This window comes from Caulobacter sp. SRI_014 (assembly GCF_057586315.1).
On sequence record NZ_JBYCZQ010000003.1, the window covers coordinates 329,349 to 349,475 of the forward strand.

9 protein-coding genes are annotated in these 20,127 nt (G+C 68.8%); 4 read left to right on the forward strand and 5 right to left on the reverse strand.

Annotation, left to right across the window (positions count from 1 at the left end; genetic code table 11):
• Positions 1 to 9: 9 nt before the first annotated feature.
• Positions 10 to 1,326, reverse strand: coding sequence for an MFS transporter (locus tag AC2YG9_RS10190; RefSeq protein ID WP_487297853.1), 1,317 nt, complete (start codon positions 1,324 to 1,326; stop codon positions 10 to 12).
• A 168-nt stretch (positions 1,327 to 1,494) separates the two neighbouring features.
• On the opposite strand from AC2YG9_RS10190, the gene AC2YG9_RS10195 reads away from it, so the two are divergent.
• Positions 1,495 to 2,268, forward strand: a complete 774-nt coding sequence (locus AC2YG9_RS10195; protein WP_487297854.1) for an SDR family NAD(P)-dependent oxidoreductase — start codon at positions 1,495 to 1,497, stop codon at positions 2,266 to 2,268.
• A gap of 287 nt (positions 2,269 to 2,555) precedes the next feature.
• On the opposite strand, the gene AC2YG9_RS10200 is transcribed toward AC2YG9_RS10195, so the two are convergent.
• Both AC2YG9_RS10200 and AC2YG9_RS10205 read right to left on the reverse strand, forming a co-directional pair.
• Positions 2,556 to 3,398, reverse strand: coding sequence for a class I SAM-dependent methyltransferase (locus AC2YG9_RS10200; protein ID WP_487297855.1), 843 nt, complete (start codon positions 3,396 to 3,398; stop codon positions 2,556 to 2,558).
• Positions 3,399 to 3,480: 82 nt separating this feature from the next.
• Complete coding sequence (locus AC2YG9_RS10205) at positions 3,481 to 3,738, reverse strand: hypothetical protein (protein WP_487297856.1); 258 nt, start codon at positions 3,736 to 3,738, stop codon at positions 3,481 to 3,483.
• Positions 3,739 to 3,896: 158 nt separating this feature from the next.
• Here AC2YG9_RS10205 and AC2YG9_RS10210 point away from each other — a divergent pair, with 158 nt between their 5' ends.
• Positions 3,897 to 5,132, forward strand: coding sequence for a TIGR03862 family flavoprotein (locus AC2YG9_RS10210; protein ID WP_487297857.1), 1,236 nt, complete (start codon positions 3,897 to 3,899; stop codon positions 5,130 to 5,132).
• 24 nt (positions 5,133 to 5,156) lie between these two features.
• Positions 5,157 to 6,116 (forward strand): D-alanyl-D-alanine carboxypeptidase family protein, encoded by a 960-nt coding sequence (locus AC2YG9_RS10215; RefSeq protein WP_487297858.1) that lies wholly within the window; start codon positions 5,157 to 5,159, stop codon positions 6,114 to 6,116.
• Between the two features lie 81 nt (positions 6,117 to 6,197).
• Here the strand turns inward: AC2YG9_RS10215 and AC2YG9_RS10220 are convergent, their stop codons facing one another.
• Complete coding sequence (locus tag AC2YG9_RS10220; protein ID WP_487297859.1) at positions 6,198 to 17,438, reverse strand: hypothetical protein; 11,241 nt, start codon at positions 17,436 to 17,438, stop codon at positions 6,198 to 6,200.
• Between the two features lie 363 nt (positions 17,439 to 17,801).
• Between AC2YG9_RS10220 and AC2YG9_RS10225 the strand changes: the two genes are divergently transcribed.
• Positions 17,802 to 18,905 carry a L,D-transpeptidase family protein gene (locus AC2YG9_RS10225; protein WP_487297860.1) on the forward strand — a complete coding sequence of 368 codons (1,104 nt, stop codon included), beginning with the start codon at positions 17,802 to 17,804 and terminating at the stop codon, positions 18,903 to 18,905.
• Between the two features lie 151 nt (positions 18,906 to 19,056).
• On the opposite strand, the gene AC2YG9_RS10230 is transcribed toward AC2YG9_RS10225, so the two are convergent.
• Positions 19,057 to 19,971, reverse strand: a complete 915-nt coding sequence (locus tag AC2YG9_RS10230; protein ID WP_487297861.1) for a winged helix-turn-helix domain-containing protein — start codon at positions 19,969 to 19,971, stop codon at positions 19,057 to 19,059.
• Between the last annotated feature and the right edge of the window lie 156 nt (positions 19,972 to 20,127).

Here is a 20,127-nt window from a genome sequence, read left to right on the forward strand (position 1 = left end):
GGCCCCTCTCTAGGGGTTGGCGGCGGTCCCGGAAAGGCCGAGCCGCTTCGTCGCCCGCGCCGCGAAGAAGTAGCAGGGGATGGCCAGGCCCGAGAGGGCGGTGAAGGCGAACAGGGTCCAGCTGAGGGGCTGGGCGACGCCGGCCTTGATCAGCGCATCGACCATGATCCCGGCCCCGGTGATGCCGATGCCGAGGCCGACGACATTGAGGCTGAGCAGGTAGAAGGCCACCACCGCCCCGCGCACCTGCGGCGGGCAGAGGCCCTGCACCGCCGAGAAGGTCGGGCCGTAGAAGACGCCCAGCTGGAAGAAGGCGATCGCCACGCAGACCCAGAACAGCGGATTCTCAGGGGGCAGCAGCCGGTAGGTCAGGTTCACCGGCAGCAGCACGCTCAAGACGATGACCATGAACATGGCCGGACTCTGGCCGGTCTTGCGGGCAAAGAGGTCGCTGATCACGCCGCCGAACAGATTGCCCGCCACGCCGGCGACCACGGCGATCAGGCCGAAAACCTGGGCGATCCAGGCCCGGTCGAAGCCGCGTTCCTGGACCAGCCACAGCTGGTCGAAGCCGGCCGCGCCGAGCACGAAATGCACGCAGACCCCGCCGAGAATGACCAACTGCAGGGCGCGGGAGGCCTTTACCGCCCCCCAGAAGATGCGCACCAGCTCGCCCACGGACGGGGCCGCGACGGCGTCCGGCAGGGCGGCGGCGGCCTTGCGCGACGGCCGTGTCTCGCGGACCAGCAGGATGACCAGGGAGAAGGCCACCCCGATGCCCCCCAGCAGGTAGAAGCAGTTCCGCCAGCCGATGGCCGGCCCCAGGTAGCCAGCGACCAGCAGGCTGACCCCGACCCCGATCGGCACGCCCATGTAGTAGAAGCCCGAGGCGAAGCCGCGCTTTTCGGGCGGGAAGCGATCGGCCAGCAGCGACATGGCGGTCGGGGTCAGGGCCGACTCGCCGACGCCGATGAACATCCGGGGAATGGCGAGGCTGACAAAGCCCTTGGCCAGACCCGAGGCGGCGGTCAGGACGCTCCAGCCGAACATGGCGGCGGCGATCAGCCGGGGCCGGTGGATGAGGTCGGCCAGCGCCCCCATGAACAACCCGGCCACGGCGTAGAAGACGATGAACACCAGGCCGGTCAGCAGGCCGAACTCGGTGTTGGTGAGGCCCAGGTCCGGGACGATGAAGTTGGCGAAGCTGGACAGCAGCTGGCGGTCCACGAAGTTGAGGACGTTCATGAGCATCAGCATGACCAGCAGGCCGTAGTCGCCGGCCGAGACGGTATTGGGGGCCGAGCCCCGCGCGGACGTCTCGCTCATGGTCTTCCTCCCGACGATGCGGTCGGGGCCGTTTGAACCGCCCTCTGTCCCGTGATCGCTGGACGGACTATCCGCCGGGCGTCTCGTTCCGACAAGGTTGACCTCGCGGCGCCCTTTCCTGCCCCTCGGTCATCGTTCGATAGTGGCGGCAACGAGAGGAAACACCCCATGACCTATCCCCTGCCCAACGCTTCGATCGACCTTTCCGGCCATGTCGCCCTGGTCACCGGGGCCAGCTCCGGCCTTGGCAAAAGGTTCGCCCAGGTGCTGGCCGCCCAGGGCTGCGCCGTCGCCCTGACCGCCCGGCGCACCGACCGGCTTGAAGCCCTGGCGAAGGAGATCAACGACGCCGGTGGACGGGCCGTGGCCCTGGCGCTCGACGTCACCGACACCGACCAGTTGCTGGCGGTGATCGGCCAGGCCGAGGAGGCGCTCGGCCCCGTCGACATCCTGATCAACAACGCCGGCATCCCCGACGCCCAGCGGGCCCACAAGATGAGCGTCGAGCTGATCGACGCGGTGCTCGACACCAACGTCCGCGGCCCCTGGATCCTGGCCTGCGAGTTCGCCCGCCGGCGGATGGCGGCCAACTCGCCGGGACGGATCATCAACATCGCCTCCTCGGCCGCCTACAGCTACACCGGCGGCGGCGCGGCCCTCTATTCGGTCAGCAAGGCGGCCATGGTGAGGATCACCGAGACCCTCGCGGTCGAGTGGTCGAAGTTCCACATCAACGTCAACGCCATCGCCCCGGGCGCCTTCGAGAGCGAGATGATGGACGGCATGCTGTCGCGCATGGGCGACATCAGCCAGCACTTCCCCCGCAAGCGCATCGGCAACCCGGCCCAGCTGGATTCCACCCTGCTCTACCTGTGCAGCCCGGCCTCGGACGCGGTGACCGGGACCTGCCTGCGGGTGGATGACGGCCAGGGCGGGCGCTAGGGCCGCTATCGAAGCGGCGAGCCCATTATACCGCCGGACGTCGGCCTACGAAAAAGGCCGGCGTCGGCGGGATGTCCCGAAAACCTCAAGGCCCGTTGGCTTTGGCGTGGCTCGGGAGGCCGGGAAGGTAGGCGGGAGCGTAGGCGCCGCGTTGGCAGGGGCGCGGGGATTGTAGGTGGGTTGTGACGCCTCGGGGCCTACGCGCCGGGTCCGGTTGCCGGCAAGGGCGTTCCAGGGCCATGAATATGTCTAGACATATTCATCAAGCCTTTGAATTCTTTTATGTTTCAGCCCCGCCTGGCGGTGACGATCCAGGTCGCCGAGTCGAACCAGACGCCGTCCGGTCCGTCCTTGGCCGCCAGGGTTTCGCGCAGGGAGGCGAGGATGGCGTCGCGCTGGTCCGGGTTTTCGGCGATCAGCCGGGCGGCCGGCCCGACCTTGCGGGCCACGACCAGGGCGTCCTCCAGGGGGTTGCCACCGATGGCCTCGTCATGGGGCGTGAGGGTGATGTCGACAAATCCCGCCCCGGCCAGGATGCCCCGCACCCGCTCGGGGTCCGAGAAGGCGAAGGGACCTGGCGCCAGCGGGTCGGTCGGCTCGGGCGGCGGCACGTGCTTGAGCACCGCCCCGAGCGGCGCGGTCATCCAGGGGTTTTCCTTCAGCGGCCGCCAGCAGACGAAGGCCAGCCGGCCGTCGGGCTTCAGCGCCGCCGCCAGGTTGGCGAAGGCGGCCAAGGGATCGACGAAGAACATCACCCCGAAGCGCGAGTAGAGGGCGTCCCACTGGCCCTCTCCAAAATCCTCGGCCTGGGCGTCGGCGTCGATGACCATGGCCTGGGCCAGTTCCGCCGTGGCGATCCGCTTGTTCGCCACCTCCAGCATCGGCCGGGAGATGTCCGCCCCGAGCACCCGCCCTTCCGGCCCGACGGCCAGGGCCAGCGCCAGGGTGGTGTCGCCACAACCGCAGCCGATATCGAGGATGCGCTCGCCGGCCCGCGGGTCCAGGGCCGCCATCGCCGCTGCGCCGAGCGGGGCGATCTGGCGGTCGAGCAGGGTCTGCAGCGCGGCCCAGGTCTCGCCGGGCCGGTCGTTCCAGTAGTCGATCTGGGCGGTGTTGGGGGGTGTGCTCATGGCGTCTGCTGTACCACGGCCCAAAGCAAAACGCCCCCCGACCTGGGTCGGAGGGCGTTCGCCTGATCCTGGAAGGAAGAGCCTACTGCTCGGCCTTCTTTTCGATTTCGTCGGCCTTGGCGTCGGCAGCCTTCTCGGTGGCGTCCGCCTTGGCGTCCAGCGCGTCTTCCTTGGCTTCGGTCGGGGCCGCGTCGGCCGCGTTTTCGAGCGCGTCGGCCTTGGCTTCGCCCGTGGCCTCGACCTGATCGGCCTGCTTTTCAGCGGCCTTCTCGGCGGGGCTGCCGCAAGCGGCCAGGGACAGGGCGCCGAGAGCGGCGACGGCGGTGATGACAATACGCATTGGATGTTCCCTCCGTGTCTGATGCACGGAAGGGAAGCGCACAAGACTCCGGTTGGTTTCAGCCCGGCGCCTATATTTTCCCGAAACCTGAAACGCGCCGCGCCGCCCACTGGTCCATCACGACCGTTCACGGAGCCGCGAACCTGCTACAAGCCCCCATGATCCCGACAGTGACCATTATCGGCGCCGGTCCCGCCGGCCTGATCGCCGCCGAGGCCCTGGCGCGGGCCGGGGCCAGGGTGCGGCTGCATGACGCCATGCCGTCGGCCGGCCGCAAGCTGCTGATGGCCGGCCGCGGCGGGTTGAACCTGACCCACTCCGAACCGCTGGACGCCTTTCTTGGCCGCTATGGCGAGGCGGCCGACTGGGCCGGTCCCCTGCTCGAGGGTTTCACCCCGGCGGCCCTGATCGCCTGGGCCGAGGGCCTGGGCCAGCCGACCTTCGTCGGTTCCAGCGGCCGGGTGTTTCCCAAGGCCATGAAGGCCTCGCCGCTGCTGCGCGCCTGGCTGGGCCGTCTGGGCGAGCTTGGCGTCACGCTGACGCTGCGCAGCCGGTGGACCGGCTGGACCGCCGACGGCGCGCTCTGCTTCGACACACCGGACGGGCCGGTCACAGAGACCGCCGACGCCACCCTCCTGGCGCTGGGCGGGGCCAGCTGGCCCCGGCTGGGGTCCGACGGGGTCTGGGCCGGCCTGCTGGCGGAACGCGGCGTCGAGATCGCGCCGTTTCAGCCGGCCAACGTCGGCTTCAACGTCGCCTGGAGCGACATCTTCAGGGACCGCTTCGCCGGCCAGCCCTTGAAGGCCATCGCCCTGACCCATGGCGACCAGACCGTGCGCGGCGAGGCGATGATCGCCGGCTATGGCCTGGAGGGCGGGGCCATCTACGCCCTGTCGGCGGGCCTGCGCGAGGCCATCGCCCGGGACGGCAAGGCGGAGCTGTCCATCGACCTGCATCCGGACCAGACGCTCGGGCAGCTGACCGCCCGGCTGGTCACGCCGCAGGGGCGCCAGAGCCAGTCCAATCACCTGCGCAAGGCGGCCCACCTGTCGCCGGCCGCCATCGGCCTGATGCGCGAGGCGACCGGCGGTCCGATCCCCATCTCGCCGCGCAGCCAGGCGGCCCTGATCAAGGGCGCGAGGATTACCCTGACCGGAATGCAGGGCCTGGACCGGGCCATCTCCAGCGCCGGCGGCATTCGGCTCGGTGAGTTGGACGAGAACCTGATGCTGCGCCGGCTGCCGGGCGTGTTCGCGGCCGGCGAGATGCTCGACTGGGAGGCCCCGACCGGCGGCTATCTGCTGCAGGCCACCCTGGCCTCCGGGCTCGCGGCGGCGCGGGGGGTTGCGAGCCGCCTGAACCTTCCGGCGATTGACGCGCTAGGCCAGCCGTGACCGGATGATCGGTCTGGAGGCGGCATGCAGGCCATCCTGCGATTTCTCGACCGGCTGATCCAAGGGTTGCTGCGGGCCTTGGGCTGGGCCGCGGCCCTGGCCCTGCTGGCGATCATCGTCGCGGTCGGGGTCTGGTTCCTGGCCGCGCCGGACGCGCAGACCCCGAGCCTCAAGGAGCCGTACACGGGCGAGACCTACGTCGGCCGGCCGCCCTCGCCGCCGCCCGTGCTGACCCGGGACTGCGACAACAGCCGCTATGCCGCCGCCGCCCGTACGAACGCGGAAACGGCCCGCAGCCTGATCTGGTCGCCGTTCGGGTCCGAGGAAATCGGCTGGGAGCTCTATGCGCCGCTGATCGCCAACGAGATCGCCACGGCCTGCGCCTGGGACCAGCCGGGCTTCGCGGCCGCCCTGGCCGCCTGGCAGCGGCGCAACGGGCCGGTCGCCGACGGGGTGATGACGCCCGCGGTGTTCGAGGCCATGCGCCTGCGCTGGCACCGGGCCCGGCCGTTCGCGAAGATCAATCCGGAAGACTGCCCGCCGCCGACCAGCAACCTGACCTATGCGGCGGCCGGCGAGGTCTATGGACGGCCCATGCAGCTGCGCCCCGGCGCCCTGGCCGCCTATCGCCGGATGGTCGCCGCCGCCCGCGCCGAGGCGCCGTCGGTGTTCAGCCAGCCGAACGCCTTGAAGATCTTCTCCGCCTATCGCGATCCGGAGGCTGATGCCGCCCGTTGCCTGATCGACCTGAACTGCGACGGCGTGCGCCGCACCCTTTGCTCGGCCCATCGGACCGGGCTGGCGCTGGATATCCATGTCGGCCTTGCGCCGGGCGGCGATCCGGCCTCGACGGCGCAATTCAACCGCCTGACCCAGTCGCGCACCCCGGCCTATCGCTGGATGGTGCGCAACGCCGGCCGCTTCGGCTTCGTCAACTACGCCTACGAGCCCTGGCACTGGGAGTGGACGGGCGAGCCCATCTAGGACCCGCCCATCCCCCTGCCGGCTTCATGCAACCCGCAGGGTTTCGCTCTCCGCTCGGGGATCGGAGAGCGACCCGCTGGATCAGAGCAGGAAGTCGAGGTTGTTCAGCGTCTGGACCCCGGCGATCTGCAGCTCGAAGTCGACAATCCCATCACCGTTCAGGTCGCCCTGGACGAGGGTGTTGCCGCCCGAGACTTCCCAACGCACCTCACCGACGCCCCCGGCGCTGAAGGCGCCGCTGGCGATGTAGAGGAAGGCGTCGTCGGCCCCGCCGGCGATCGCATCGAGCGCCCGCAGGTCGATGACGTCGGCGGCGTCCCAGTCGGTGATCAGGTCGCGGTTGCCCACACCCACGCCGCTGTCGGCCGCCACCTGCATGACGAAGACATCGCGGCCCGCCCCGCCGGACAGGGTGTCGATGCCCGCGCCGCCGTAGAGGGTGTCGTTGCCGTCACCGCCATTGAGGACGTCATTGCCGTCCTCGCCGTAGAGCTTGTCGTTGTCGAGCCCGCCGTTAAGGGTGTCGCCACCGAAGCCGCCGCGCAGGGTGTCGGCCCCGGCCGCGCCGTCGATGGTGTCGGCGCTGGTTCCGCCGATGATGGTGTTGATCGAGGCGTTGCCGGTCCCGGTGAACGACCCGGTCCCGACAAACTGCATGATCTCGATCTCGGCCCCCATGACGTAGCTGGAGGCGGTGACGCGGATGGTGTCCGTGCCGCCCGCCGCCAGTTCGATGGCCAGGTCGCCGGCGTCGTCTACCAGGTAGGTATCGTTGCCGATGCCGCCGGTCATGCTGTCCGCGCCGGCGCCGCCGTCGAGGATGTCCGTGCCGTCGCCGCCGTCGAGGGTGTCGACGCCGCCGCCGCCGTTCAGCGTATCGTTGCCGATGCCGCCCGACAGGCTGTCGCCGAGGGCGCCGCCGGTAATGACGTTGGCCAGGCCGTTGCCCACGCCCGTGAAGGCGTCGGATCCGATGTAGTCCAGGTTCTCGACGTTGGCGGTCAGGGTGTAGCTGGCCAGGGCCGTGCGCACCTTGTCCGTGCCCTGGCCGGCGTTCTCGGTGACCACGTCGCCCGCGTCATCGATGACAAAGGTGTCGTTGCCAAGCCCGCCCAGCAGGGTGTCCGCGCCCGCGCCGCCATCGAGGATGTCATCCCCGTCGCCGCCCTGCAGGTCGTCAGACCCGCCGGACCCGGACAGGGTGTCGTTCCCGGCCAGGCCCTTGAGGAAGTCGTCGCCGGCTCCGCCGGCGATCATGTTGGCCAGGCTGTTGCCGGTCAGGGAAGCCGCGCCGGCGCCGTTGTAGAAGAGGTTCTCCAGATTGGCCGCCAGGGTGAAGCTGCGGGTCGTCAACACCGTGTCGATGCCGGTGCTGTCGGTGATCGTGTCGCCGGCGTTGTCGACATAGTAGGTGTCATTGCCGTCGCCGCCGTTCATCGCGTCGGCCCCGAGGCCGCCGTTCAGGACGTCATCGCCGGCCAGGCCGCTGAGGCTGTCATTGAGCGCCCCGCCGTTGATGAAGTTCGCCGCCGCGTTGCCCGTGCCGGTGAAGGTTCCCGACCCGGTATAGGTCAGGTTCTCCAGCGCCGCGCCCAGGGTGTAGCTGGACAGGGTGGCAAAGACGGTGTCGAGGCCCGCCCCGCTCTCGGTGATCACGTCCCCGGCGTTGTCGACATGGTAGATGTCGTTGCCGGTCCCGCCCTGCATGATGTCCGCGCCGAGGCCGCCGTTCAGGATGTTGTCCTGCGCGTTGCCGATCAGGACGTTGTCCAGGCTGTTGCCGGTGGCCGAGCCGGCCACCCCGATGAGGGTCAGGCGTTCGACTTCGGCGCCCAGCGTGTAGTCGACGCTGGACTGGACGGTGTCGATGCCGCCGCCGGCCAGTTCGGTCACCGTGTCGCCGGCGTTGTCGACGATGTAGGTGTCCGCGCCCAGGCCGCCGGCCATGGCGTCAGCGCCGGCGCCGCCGTTGAGAACGTTGGCCGCGCCGTTGCCGGTCAGGCTGTTGTTCAGCTCGTTGCCGGTCAGGCTGACCGCCGCCGCGCCGGTGGCGACGAGGTTCTCGATCGAGACCCCGGCCGCCAGCACATAGGAGGCGCTGGCCTCCAGGGTGTCGGTCCCCTGGCCGGCCAGCTCGACGATGATGTCGCCGGCCGAGCCGACCACGTGGGTGTCGTCGCCAAGCCCGCCGATGGTGGTGTCGCTGCCGCCCAGGCCGTCGAGGCGGTCATTGCCCGCGCCGCCAATGATGGTGTTGACCAGGGTGGTGCCCGTGCCGGTGAAATTCCCCGTCCCGGTGAAGGTCAGGTTCTCCAGGGTCGTCGAGCCAAGCGTGTAGGTGTTGAGCGTGGTCTGCACCGTATCGACGCCGCCGCCGACGTCGGAGATGGTGTCTCCGACGTTGTCGACGACATAGGTGTCATCGCCGGCTCCGCCCTGCAGGATGTCGGCGCCGAGGCCGCCGTCCAGGACGTTGCTGGAGGCGTTGCCGACCAGGGTGTTGTCCAGCCCGTTGCCGGTCGCGTTGACCGCCCCGGCGCCGGCCAGCAGGACCAGTCTCTCGAGGTTGTCGCCCAGGGTGTAGCTGCCGTTGGCCACCTCGACGGTATCGGTCCCCTCGCCCGTCAGTTCGGTGATCAGGTCGCCGGCCGTGACGCGGAAGGTATCGTTGCCGCCGCCGCCGATCAGTTCGTCGACGCCGGCGCCGCCATCCAGGATGTCATTGCCGAGGCCGCCGACCAGGCGGTCTTCGCCCGCCGTGCCGGTCAGGGTGTCGTTACCGTTCTGGCCCTGCAGGTCGGCCGCATTGGCCGCTCCGCCGCTGACCGTATCGACGACGTTGGTGGTGACCAGGGTCGTGACGTTGACCGCCCCGGCCTTGGGACCATCCGGACCATCGGCGATGTACTCGAAGCTGGCGTTCGGCCCGGTAGCGACGATGTGCAGCCGGCCGCCGACCAGGTCGACAGTGGCGTTCACCACATTTCGGATGCCGACCACCGTGTAGCCGCCCGCCAGGCCGTCATTGGCCAGCAGGACTTCGGACTTGAGGTCCGACGCCAGGGTGCGGGTGATGGTCAGGGCGTCGGCCGCCAGGGTGACGGGCACCAGGTCAGCCAGGCTGACCGTCTCGTCATCGAACTGGAAGAACTCGACGTTGGTGATGCTGTCGGCCCCGTCTGCCCCGGTCACGGTGACCACGCCGCCACCGCCGAAGGCGATGGTGTAGTCGGCGCGGTTGCCGGCGAAGACCGCGGTGTCGGTGTCGTCACCGCCGTCGATGGTGTCGTTGCCGCCACCGCCGCGGACGATGTCGTCACCGGCCCCGCCGTTCAGGGTGTCGGCGCCGGCATAGCCGGCGTCGTCGCGGCGGGTAATGGCCCCGCCGCCGCCCTGGTTGGTCTCCAGGCCGATCTCGCCGTCGCCAAGCAGTTCATCGGCGCCGTCGCCGCCCGAGAGGACGTCGGCGTCGCCGCCGCCGGCCAGGACGTTGGCGCCGCCATCGCCGGACAGGGTGTCCGCGAAGCCGCTGCCCGACAGGTTTTCGACACCGGTGAGGGTGATGCTGCCGCCAGTGAAGGCCTGGGCCCCACCGACCGCCAGGGAGACGGTCGCGCCGGACTGCAGGCCGAGCAGGACGGTGTCGACGCCGTCGCCGCCGTTGGCGGTCTGGGCGCCTTCGGAGACTTGCAGCAGGTCATCCCCGCCCGCGCCGTTCATGACGTCGGCGCCCAGGTTGCCCCAGATCCAGTTGGCGTCGCCATTTCCGGTAAGGACGTCGTCGAAGGCCGTGCCCGACACGTGTTCGACACCGATCAGGGTGTCCATGCCCTGGCCGGTGTTCTGGGCCACGCCCTGGACCGACAGGTCGACCGTCACCCCGACGGTAGCGTCGAAGAAGGCCGCCCGGTCGAGACCGGCGCCACCGTCGATGGTGTCATCGCCGTCGCCGCCCTGGACGTAGTCACTGTCGTCGCCGCCGCGGACCGTGTCGTTGCCGGCGTTGCCGCGAACGTTGTCGAGGCCCGCGCCGCCCTGAACCAGGTCATCGCCGCCTTGGCCGCGCAGGACGTCATCGCCGTCGCCGCCGGTGAGGCTGTTGGCGGAGCCGTTGCCCTGCAGGTTGTCGTTGTGGTCCGTGCCGATGACCCCTTCGATGCCCGAGTGGGTATCGGTCCCCGTGCCGTCGTTGACGGTGGTCAGGGCCAGGTTGGCGTTCACGGCTGTCGCGTTGCCGGCATAGCTGATGACGTCGAAGCCGTCGCCGCCTTGCAGATTGTCCGCGCCGATGCCGCCGATGAGGATGTCATCGCCGCCGGCGCCGATCAGGGTGTCGTTGCCCGAGCCGCCGTCCAGGGTGTCCGCCCCGCTGAGGGCCGGGTTGTTGTAGGTTACGGCCGCGTCCTCGTGGACCATGCTGGGACCGGAGAAGCCCGTGGTGCTGGAGCTGGCGACGACGCCGTCGCCGAGCAGGAGGTCAGCGCCGTCGCCGCCGGACAGGGAATCGTCCCCGCCGAAACCGGCGAGGGTGTTGGCCCCGCCGTCGCCGGTGAGGCTGTCCGCGAAGGTCGAGCCGGACACGTTCTCGAAGCCCTCGAGCACCGTGATGCCCTGTTCGGTGTCCTGCGAGCCGCCCTGCAGGGTCAGGTCAATGGTGACCCCGGCCGAGGTGACGTCGGAGGTGTTGCCGTTGAAGCTGACGGTGTCGATGCCGTCGCCGCCGCGCAGGTCGTGGTTGCCGTTGCCGGCCTGGATCAGGTCGTCGCCGCCCTGGCCGTCGAGGGTGTCGTTGCCGGTGGCGCCGGAGCCGTTGGACCCGCCCCAGAGCCAGTTGTTGTTGTCGTCGCCGGTGATGATGTCATCGAACTGGTTACCGGACACGTTCTCGATGCCGGTCAGGGTGTCCATGCCATGGCCGGTGTCCTGGGCCGTGCCCTGCAGCCGCAGGTCGACCGTGACGCCCGCCTGCACATCGCCGGCGCTCAGCGAGAAGGCCGCCCGATCGTTGCCGTCGCCGCCATCGATGGTGTCGTCGCCGTCGTTGCCGCGCACGAAGTCGTCGCCGGCGCCGCCACGGACGATGTCGTTGCCCAGGCCGCCAGCGATGAAGTCATGGCCATCGCCGCCGTCGAGGCTGTTGTCGCCGGCGTTGCCCAGCAGGTTGTCGAGGAAGGCGGTGCCGATAACCCCTTCGATGCCGGAGTGGGTGTCGGTTCCCGTGCCGTCGTTGACCGAGCCGAAGTTGAGGTTGACCGTGACGCCGGTGGCGTTGCCGGCATAGCTGATGACGTCGAAGCCGGCGCCGCCCTGCAGGTTGTCGGACCCGACGCCGCCGATGAGGATGTCATCGCCGCCGCCGCCGATCAGGGTATCGGCGCCCTCGCCCCCGTCCAGGGTGTCGGCGCCGCTGAGCGCAGGGTTGGCGTAGGCCTCGGCGATGTCATTGACCGTGACGATGGGACCCGAGAAGCCGAACGGACTGTCCAGAGCCACCTCGCCGTCGCCGAGCAGGATGTCCGCCCCGGCGCCGCCGTTGAGGTTGTCGTCGCCGGCCGCGCCGCCAAGGGTGTTGGCCGCGCCGTCGCCGGTGATGTTGTCATCGAACGCCGAGCCGCTGACGTTCTCGAAGCCGGCCAGGACGGTGAGGCCCTGCTCGGTGTCCTGCGAGCCGCCCTGCAGGGTCAGATCGATGGTGACACCGGCGCTGGTGATGTCGGTGCCGTTGCCGTCGAAGCTGACGGTGTCGATGCCCGAGCCGCCCTGCAGGTCATGGTTGCCGGTCCCGATCTGGATCAGGTCGTTGCCGCCCTGGCCGTCGATGACGTCGTTGCCGGTCGCGCCGCTGCCGTTCGAGCCGCCCCACAGCCAGTTGCTGTTGTCGTCGCCGGTGATCACGTCGTCGAGGTAGGTGCCCGAGACGTTCTCGATGCCGATCAGGGTATCCATGCCATGGCCGGTATCCTGGGCCACGCCTTGCAGGCGCAGGTCGACCGTGGCGCCAGCCTGGACATCGAAGGAGAGCGGCGCGAAGGCCGCCCGGTCGATGCCGTCGCCGCCATCGAGGATATCGTCGCCCTCATTGCCACGGAGATAATCGTCGCCCGCACCGGTCTCGATGTGGTCGTTGCCGGCGTTGCCGCCCGTGAAGTCGGCGCCGGCGCCGCCGATGATGTGGTCATCGCCGTCGTAGCCGTAGAGCTCGTCGTTGCCGTCGCCGCCATCGATCTCGTCGTTGCCGGCGAAGCCTTCGATCACATCATCGCCGCCAAGGCCCTGGATGACATCGTCATCGGCCGTGCCGGGAATGTACTCGCCGTTCTCGGTGCCGACGATGGGCGGCGGGCCGACCAGGCTGACCGTCTGGTCGGAGAAGCGGGCGAACTCCATGTTGGTCAGGGTGTCGGTCCCGTCCGGGCCGCTGATGGTCCAGGTGGTCTCGTTGACCCGGGTCAGGGTGTAGGCCGAGCGCAGGCCGGCGTAGACCGCCGTATCCTCGTCGATGCCGCCTTCGAGGGTGTCGTTGCCCGCCCCGCCGGTCAGCTCGTCGTCACCACCGGCGCCGACCAGGCGGTCATCGCCCTCGCCGCCGTCCAGGCTGTCGGCGCCGTTGTAGGCCGGGTCGCCGAAATCGACCCCGACGTCCTCGTACTGGGTGATGGCGCCGGAGGCCCCGAAGGTTCCGAAATCGACATAGCGCAGGCCGTCGCCCAGCAGCACGTCGGCCCCGCCGCCGCCGCTCAGGGTATCGTCGCCGGCGCTGCCGCTGAGGGTGTTGGCGTTGCCGTCCCCTGTCAGGGTGTCATCGAAGTCGGACCCCGAGAGGTTTTCGACATTGGACATCGTGACGTTCCCGATGCCGGTCGTCTGGGCGGCGCCCTGGAGGGCCAGGGAGACGTTGACCGCGGCGGCCGCGGCGTTGAAGCCGAGCGTATCGTTGTCCGCCCCGCCGTCGACCACATGGTCGCCGCCGGTGATGTCCAGAAGGTCATTGCCGGCCGCGCCGCTCAGCGTGTCATTGCCGCCGATGCCGTTGGCCACCCAGTTGTCGGCGGCGTTGCCGCTCAGGGTGTCATTGTAGATCGTGCCGTTGACATGCTCGATGCCGGTGATGGTGTCGATGCCATGACCGGTGTCCTGGGCGGTCGTGATGCTCAGGTCGATGGTCGCGCCGGTCTGCGGGTCGGTCGCCACCAGGGAAACGCCCAGCCGGTCGATGCCGTCGCCGCCGTCGATGACATCGCTGCCTTCGCCGCCGGTCAGGAAGTCATTGCCCAGTCCGCCCGACATGATGTCGTCGCCGTTCTGGCCGCGCACGGCGTCATCCCCGTCGCCGCCGCTCAGCGTATCGTTGCCGTTCTGGCCGTTCAGGCTGTTGTTGAACTGGTCGCCGGTCAGGGTGTCGTTGAAGCCCGAGCCCGACAGGTACTCGATGTTGGTCAGCGTATCATTGCCCCAGCCGGTGTTCTGGGCCTGACCCTGCAGCAGCAGACTGACCGTCACCGCGTTGGTCGCATCGCCCCAGGTGGCGACGTCGCCCCCGGCCCCGCCGTCGATCGTGTCGTCGCCGAGACCGCCGGTCAGCTGGTCGTCGCCGCCGTTGCCGAGCATGGTGTCGTTGCCGGCGCCGCCGAAGTTGAAGTTGCCGATCTCGTCGCCGATCAGGGTGTCATTGCCCGAACCGCCGTTGACATTCTCGATGCTGTTGAGGGTGTCGACGCCGCCGGCGCCGGTGTTCTGGCTCGTACCCTGGATGCGCAGGTCGACCGTGACGCTGGCGCTGAACTCGCCATAGCCGGCGGTGTCGAACCCGGCGTCGCCGTTCAGGGTGTCGTTGCCGACGCTGCCCTGCAGGTTGTCGTTGGCGTCGCCGCCGTTCAGCGTGTCATTGCCGCTGCCGCCGAGCAGGGTGTCGTTGGCGCCCAGCCCGAACAGGGTGTCATCGCTGTTGCCGCCGTTGATGTTGTTGCCGGAATTGTCGCCCGTCAGGGTATCGGCGTGGGCCGAGCCGGTCAGGTTCTCGATACCGCTCAGGGTGTCCATGCCGGCCGAACCAGTGTTCTGGGCGGCGTTCTGCAGCATCAGGCTGACGGTCACGCCACTGGTGGCGTTGTTGTAGCTGGCGTTGTCGAGCCCGGCGCCGCCGCTGATCACATCGTTGCCGAGGTTGCCGACCAGGGTATCGGCGCCGTCGCCCCCGTTCAGGATGTCATCGCCGAGCTGGCCATCGATGTAGTTGTTGCCCGCATCGCCCGTCAGCGTGTCGCCATGATCCGACCCGCCCAGTTGCTCGAAGCCGGTCAGGGTGTCGAGGCCGGCCGCGCCGGTGTTCTGGGCCTGGCCCTGCAGCGCCAGGCTGACGGTCACACCGGCCGTGGCGCCGTAGTACTGGGCCATGTCCGTGCCCGCGCCACCGTCGAGCGAATCGTCGCCGAGGCCGCCATGCAGGAAATCATTGTCGTCCCCACCGAAGACGGTGTCGTTGCCGGCGCCGGCGTTGACGTTGTCGCTGCCTGCCAGCATCGAGATGGTGTCGGCGCCGTCCTGGCCGTCGATGAAGTTGGCGCTGTTGTCGCCGGTCAGGGTGTCGCCGAACTGCGAGCCGGTGATCTGCTCGACGCCGGTGATGGTATCCATCCCTTCGCCGGTGTTCTGGGCGGTGGTGATGCCGAGATTCACCGTGACGGCGTTCGCCGCGCTGAAGTAATCGACCCGGTCAGTCCCGGCGCCGCCGTTCATGACATCGTCGCCGAGGTCGCCGCGCACGGTGTCGTTGCCGTCGTCGCCATTGATGGTGTCGGCGCCGGCGCCGCCGCCCAGGTAGTCGATGCCGGCGCCGCCGGCGATGGTGTCATCGCCGCCATTGCCGAAGATGTCGTTGTCGCCGCCGTTGCCGGTGAGGGTGTCGCCGAAATTGTTCGAGCCGGTGATGTTCTCCACCCCGGTGATGGTGTCGAAGCCCTGGCCGGTGTTCTGGCCGGCGAGGCCGAGGTTGACCGTCACCGCATTCGCAGCGTCCCAGAAGTCGACGCTGTCGTCGGTTCCGTCGCCACCGTCCAGAGCGTCATCGCCGAGGCCGCCGCTGAGGGTGTCATTGTCCGCACCGCCGTAGAGGCCGTCATTGCCCGTCCCGCCGCGCAGGTTGTCGAAGCCGGCGCCGCCGCTGATCGTGTCATCGCCGCCATCGCCGTCGATGTAGTTGTTCTGGCCGTCGCCGGTCAGGCTGTCGCCGAAGTTGTGAGAGCCGGAGATGTTCTCGACATTGGTGAAGGTGTCGCTGCCCTGCCCGGTATTCTGGGCGCTGCCCTGCAGGTTGAGGTTCACCGTCACGCCGTTCGAGGCGTTGTAGAAGCCGACGCCGTCGCCGGTTCCGGCGCCGCCGTCCATGGTGTCATCACCGTCGCCGCCTTCGAGGAAGTCATTCCCGTCGTTGCCGGTCAGGCTGTCATTGCCGCCGCCGCCGCCGAGGTAGTTGCCCTGGGCGTCGCCGATAAGCGTGTCGTTGTGGGCGCTGCCGTGAGCCGCCTCGATGCCGATCAGGGTGTCCATGCCGGCGCCGACAGTGTTCTGCGCCACGCCCTGGATGTTCAGGTCGACGGTCACGCCCGACGTGGCGCCGTAGTAGACGGCCTGGTCGCTGCCGAACTGGGTCTGGGCGCCGCCGTTGAGGATGTCGTCGCCCTCGCCGCCTTCCAGCCGGTCGTCGCCGCCATTGCCCTCCAGCCGGTCGCTGCCCGCGCCGCCGTTCAGGTAGTCGCCCTCCGGACCGCCGGTCAGGGTGTCGTCGCCGTCGCCGCCGTTCAGGTTGGCCGCCGCGCCATTGTTGCGCAGGTCGTCCTGGAAGGCGCTGCCGTTGATGTCGCCGCCGCCGGTGACGCTGGTCAAACGCACACCCGCCGAAGCCGACAGCGTCACCGTCTGGTCGGAGAATTCGACGAACTCGATATCCGTCAGGGTGTCAGTGCCCTCGGGGCCGCTGATCGTGGTGACGTTGCCATTGGTGGTGATGGTGTAGTCTGCGCGCAGGCCGCTGTAGACAGCGGTATCCGGTCCCCGTCCCGTGATGATCCCGGACGCGCCGTTGCTGTCGCCCTGGATCTGGTCGTTGCCCAGACCCCCGGTGAGCCGGTCTGAGCCTTCGCCGCCGAACAGCAGGTCATTGCCATCGCCGCCGTCGAGAACGTCTCGTCCCAGGTCGCCGCGGAGCAGGTCACCGCTGAGGCCGCCGCTGAGCGTGTCGTCACCCGCGTCGCCGGAAATGTTATTGACCCCGGCATCGCCGATGAAGGTATCGCCGAAGGCGCTGCCCCAGACGCTGTAGCGCTCGAAGTTGGCGAGGCTGGAGCCTGAGGCGGCTTCCAGGCGGGCTTCCGAGTCGGTGCTGAAATCGACGTTCACCCCGCTGGTGGCTTCCGTGAATGCCACGTAGACCGTATCGGACGTGCCGTCGCCGCCGTCGGCGGTGTCGCCCATGCCGATGTAAAGGGTGTCGTTGCCGTCGCCGCCGTTGAGGGTGTCGGCCGCGAAGTCGGCGCCGTGCTGGGACAGCAGGTTGTTGGTCGAGAGGTTGTCGCCGGCATAGAGGCTGTCGTTGCCGATTCCGCCGTTCAGGACGTCCGAGCCCAGGCCGCCGACGAGCTGGTCATTCCCGTCGCCGCCGGAAAGGTTGTCGTTGCCGCTGAAGGCGAAGAACCCGTCATTGGCGGCGCCGCCGACGAAGCTGTCGTCGAAGTCCGAGGCATAGATGGAGTAGGATTCGAAATTGCTCACGCTGCCGCCCGAAGCGGCGGACAGGCTGGCCTGGGCATCGACCGAGAAGTCGATGTTCAGGGCGTTCGCGCTGGTGCGCAGCAGCAGGGTGATGGAGTCGGTCCCGGCCCCGCCATCGGCGATATCGCCCGCGCCCATGGTGACGAAGTCGTCGCCGTCTCCGCCGTTCAGGGTATCGACGACGCCGTCATCGATCGAGCCGTTGGTCACGAAATAGGTGGTGATCTGCACCGAGGGACCAGGCGGATTGGGATTGGCGATGAAGGCCGTGCCGACGGTCAGCCCCGTGCCGCCCCCGTTGAGCGTATCGTTGCCGGCGCCGCCGTTGAGCGTATCGGCGCCGGCCCCGCCGGCCAGGACGTCATTGTCTTCGTCGCCGTTCAGGGTGTCATCGCCATCGCCGCCATAGAGTCCATCTCGCGCCAGACCGCCGCTGACCGTATCGGCGCCGCCGCCCGCATCGACGGTGTCCTGTCCGTCGCCGCCGGTGATGACGTCGCTATCGGCGGTGCCGACCAGGGTGTCGTCGCCGTTCGTGCCCGTGATGTCAGCCATGGTGTAACTCCCTAAGAACGCCGTTCAGCCGGCCAGCGGCCGGAGGACGATTGTGATGACAGGCAGGCGCAACCTACCCAGTTTGGGAACAGGGTTCGCTCAGGCGCGGCGTTGGCGCTATCCCCATTTGCGGTATGTCGATGCCGGGCGTTGCGCCCGGCGCTCGTTCGCAGACAGACAGGCTTCGACGTTCCCAACCCAGCGCTTCCCCAAGCGAATGCCCGCGATCGAACATGGGTTTGAGGACGGTTCAACAACGATTTCCGCCAATGGCCCATTTTGGGGAAAATACTCATCTTGAGCATTCAGGGTTCAACCTCCGGGCGCCGGGAACCGACCACGACGCCCAAGGCTTACAGCGCTATGACACTTCGCCCCCTGCTCGCCGTGACCGGCGTCACACTCCTCCTGGCCGCGTGCGGACCCGCGCCGCAATCGGAGGCGGAGGGGCCGCCGATCCCGCCGCAGGAGGCCTCGCCGACGCCGTCACCAACCCTTGCCGGCGGCCTGTCGCCCGGCGCGGTCAACCAGGCGCCGTTCGCCGCTCCGCCCACGGACGATGCCCGGGCGCCGGCGGTGCTGCGCGCGCAGATCCTGCTCGACCGGGCGAGGTTTTCGCCCGGCGTCATCGACGGCACGGCCGGCGAGAACCTGCGCCAGGCGGTGGCGGCCTATGAGGAGGCCAATGCCCTGCCCGTCGACGGCGAGATGGACGAGCAGGTCTTCGCCAAGCTGACCGCCGCGGATGGCCGGCCGGTGCTGGCCGACTATGTGATCACGGCCGAGGACGTGAAGGGGCCTTTCGTCACGCTTGGCGACAGGATGACGGAACAGGCGAAACTGCCGGCCATGGGCTTCGAGAGCGCCAAGGAGGCGCTGGCCGAGAAGTTTCACATGACCGAGGAGCTGCTGGACCAGCTCAACCCCGGCGGCGACTTCGCCGCCGGCGCGAAGATCGTCGTCGCCCAGGTCGGCGATGACGCCCTGCCGGCCGATGTGGCGCTGATCGAGGTCGACAAGGCCGACAAGGCGCTGCGGGCCTTCGACGCCGGCGGCAAGCTGCTAGCCTTCTATCCCTCGACCATCGGCAGCGACGAGCGGCCGGCGCCGGAAGGCCTGCTCAAGGTCACCGGCGTGGCGCAGGATCCGACCTACACCTTCGACCCCAAGCGTCTGACCTACAGCCAACCCGGCGTGAAGGGGAAGCTGACCCTGCCGGCCGGGCCGAACAATCCGGTCGGCAGCGTCTGGATCGGCCTCAGCAAGGAAACCTTCGGCATCCACGGCTCGGACGAGCCCAAGGAGATCGGCAAGAAGTTCAGCCACGGCTGCATCCGGCTAGCCAACTGGGACGCGCAGGAACTGGCCAGCCGGCTCAAGGCCGGGGCGAAGGTCAGTTTCATCGAAGCCTCGGCCGGGGGGCTGCGCGAGGAACAGGCGAAGGCGAAACCGAAGGCCAAGACCTGACGGAAGAAAAAGCGGACACGTTGATACAACGTGTCTCCACCCAAATCGCCGGCGATGGCGTCGCCGACCACCCCGCCAGGATCACCGGCGACCTCCAGTCTCGCCAGAAAGTCCGCCGCGCCGATCCGGCGCGCCCGCGCCCGCGCCCCAGCTAGCGAACTGCCGCCGATGCAATCACCGGTTCCCGTGCTGCATCGCTCCTTAGCTGGTAGGTGGCCAGACAGCGCTCGCCCAGCGGACGAAACCCGGAGAAGCACGTTTCGCGCAGGCTCTGCGTTACCGGGTGATCCGGGCCGCAGTAGCGCTGCGCACCCGCAATCGAATAAGGCGTGTCGCCCCAGGCGTTGCGGAGGTCCAGCCGACCGCCGCCCTCGGTCAGGGTGCGCGCCATGAGGAGCAGGCGCCGCTGGTCGTGCCCGCGGTCCCATTCACAGATTTCCATGACAGTATGGAGCGCGCGGTTTCCTTCGGAGCCCGTGAAGGCGTTCGGATCCCAGCCGGCTGCCAGCATGTCTTCGATCGCCTTGACGTCAAGACGCCGCAAGGCGTTCGAGACTTCACGGTCAGTGAAGACCTGCCGGGTCGGGCGGATCTGGTCGTAGAACGGCGCCGCGGCAAGCAGAAGCATCGCGATCGCCGCCCCACCCAGCACCACACTCATCGGGCGCCAGCCAACACGATCCGCAGGCCAAAATACCGGGACACGCGCCATAGCGGCATTCACCGCCGCGCCGGGCGCGGGCACATTCTCCAGGGTGACGGGGGCGACAATCCGGTAGCCGCGACCCGGAACGGTCTCGATGATCGTCGCGCCCTGACGATTGTCGTGCATTGCGGTGCGGAGCTTGTAGACCGCCGTCGGCAGAGAAGCTTCGACGACCGTCACATCCGGCCAGACCCGGTCCAGCAATTCGTCCTTTGAAACAACGCTCCCCGCGCTGACAAGCAGCTCGCGAAGCACCTCGAGCGGCTTTGTCTCGATCGTCGCGCGACACCCGTCCACGGTCAGAGACCAGCTTGCCTCGTCAAACGTGCACGCGCCAAACGACCAGCGCCGCCGAGGCATGCTTTCCCCTCCCATGAAGCTTGCTTGGGCCATCCCCCCCAACCCTTCAGAGATTCTTCAGAACGACTTTATGACACCCCGTTTCGGAAAGCCAAACGTCGTTACGCGAACGAAACGCGATCCAGAGTGGTCGACCAGGGCAAAGACATCGGGGGA